This is a genomic window from Mesorhizobium sp. M1A.F.Ca.IN.020.06.1.1, assembly GCF_004023265.1.
Taxonomy (GTDB): Bacteria; Pseudomonadota; Alphaproteobacteria; order Rhizobiales; family Rhizobiaceae; genus Mesorhizobium.
Genome location: NZ_RZSR01001171.1, coordinates 1 through 1,583 on the forward strand (window position 1 = coordinate 1; position 1,583 = coordinate 1,583).

Here is a 1,583-nt window from a genome sequence, read left to right on the forward strand (position 1 = left end):
GAGGTGGCGGTCGGCCTCGTGCAGATGGAAGAGGCCCGCCCCGCCATTGCCGTAGAGCGGCTTGACGATGATGTCGCCGAACTCCTTGCGAAAGGCGGCCACCTCCTGCGGATCCTTGGTGATCAGCGTCTCCGGCATCAGGTCCGGGAATTCGGTGACGAAGATCTTTTCCGGGCTGTTGCGCACCCAGGCCGGGTCATTGATCACCAGTGTCTTCGGATGGATGCGTTCCAAAATGTGGGTGGTGGTGATGTAGTTCATGTCGAAGGGCGGGTCCTGCCTGAGCAGCACCACGTCCATCTCCGACAGATCGGTGCGCACCGGCTCGCCCAGCGAATAATGGCTGCCCTTCTCGTCGCGCACCTGCATCTCCTCGGCGCGCGCGAACACCTTGCCGTCCCGCATCGACAGCCGGTCGGGCGTGTAGTGGAAAAGCTTGTGGCCGCGCCGCTGCGCTTCCAGCGACAGCGCGAACGTGGTGTCGCCGGCGATCGACACCGTCGAGACATGGTCCATCTGGACGGCGATTTTCAACGGCATCTCGGGTCTCCGGCAATCTCTGCCGCCGATATAGGGAAATCGGCGGCTTCTGCCAATCGGCCAGAGATTATCGGTCGAAGACCAGCCGGGAATAGCCGACGAAGGACAGCGCCATCGCGACCAGCGAGGCGACCGTCAGCGCCGCCAGCGGCGGCAGGGAGGGCAGCGCGAACAGAAGGGCACAATAGACGAGATAATTGACGATGCTGGTGGCGACGCCGACGCCGCCGTAACGCGCGCCTTCCTGCGCGATGCCTCGGCTCGACGGCGCAAAGGTCAGATGCCGGTTGATCTGCCAGGTGACGGTGAGCGCGAAGCCGATCGACAGCACGCGCGCCGCCAGCGGTCCGAGCGGCGTGACGGAAAGCAGCAGCCAGAGCGCGGCCGCATCGGCAACGAAGCCGATGCCGCCGGCAAGCACGAAGCGGGCAAGCCGGACCATCAGGCGGCTCGCGAGGCCTTGCCCGGCTCCCTCTTCGGGGAGGCCTCGCCGTTGAAGCCCGCGCGTCGCTCGGTGCGGCCGGCAGGGATGGAAAGATAGAAGATGCGCTTCTGTTCGGCCCGGCCGCGCGACACCGAATCGAGGATCAGCCCGGTGACCATCGCCAGCATGGACAAGAGGAGCAGGCCAACCGACAGCACCCAGGTCGGCATGCGCGGAACAAGTCCTGTCTCGGCGAACTCGATCAGCACCGGGATCATCAGCCCGATGCTGGCCGCCAGGAAGAACAGGGCAAACGTGCCGAAGAAACGCAGCGGCTGCGTCTCCTTCACCAACATGGCGAACATCCACAGGATCCTGGCGCCGTCTCTGAACGTCGACAGCTTCGACGATGAGCCTTCCGGGCGGCGGCCGTAGTCGAGCGCCATCTCGTTCACCGGCAGCTTGAGCTGCGAGGCATGGACCGACATCTCGGTCTCGATCTCGAAGCCGCCGGAAACCGCCGGGAAGCTCTTGACGAAGCGCCGCGAAAAGACCCGGTAGCCGGAAAAGATATCGGTGAAATCGGCGCCGAACAGGCCCTTGTAGAGCCGGTTGAAGA

1 protein-coding gene and 2 pseudogenes are annotated in these 1,583 nt (G+C 64.6%); all 3 read right to left on the reverse strand.

Annotated features, from left to right (window positions below; all coding sequences use genetic code 11):
- A pseudogene (locus EOA60_RS32140) lies at positions 1–540 on the reverse strand (glutathione synthase); the annotation flags it as partial.
- Between the two features lie 67 nt (positions 541–607).
- Positions 608–982, reverse strand: a complete 375-nt coding sequence (locus EOA60_RS32145) for a GtrA family protein (RefSeq protein WP_067323734.1) — start codon at positions 980–982, stop codon at positions 608–610.
- Positions 982–1,583, reverse strand: a pseudogene (locus tag EOA60_RS32150) (glycosyl transferase); the annotation flags it as partial. The gene EOA60_RS32145 and the pseudogene EOA60_RS32150, both read right to left, overlap by 1 nt.

Bases quoted from the DNA above. Each gene is read 5' to 3' on its own strand.
- EOA60_RS32145 (WP_067323734.1), bottom strand. From the start codon at position 982: ATGGTCCGGCTTGCCCGCTTCGTGCTTGCCGGCGGCATCGGCTTCGTT.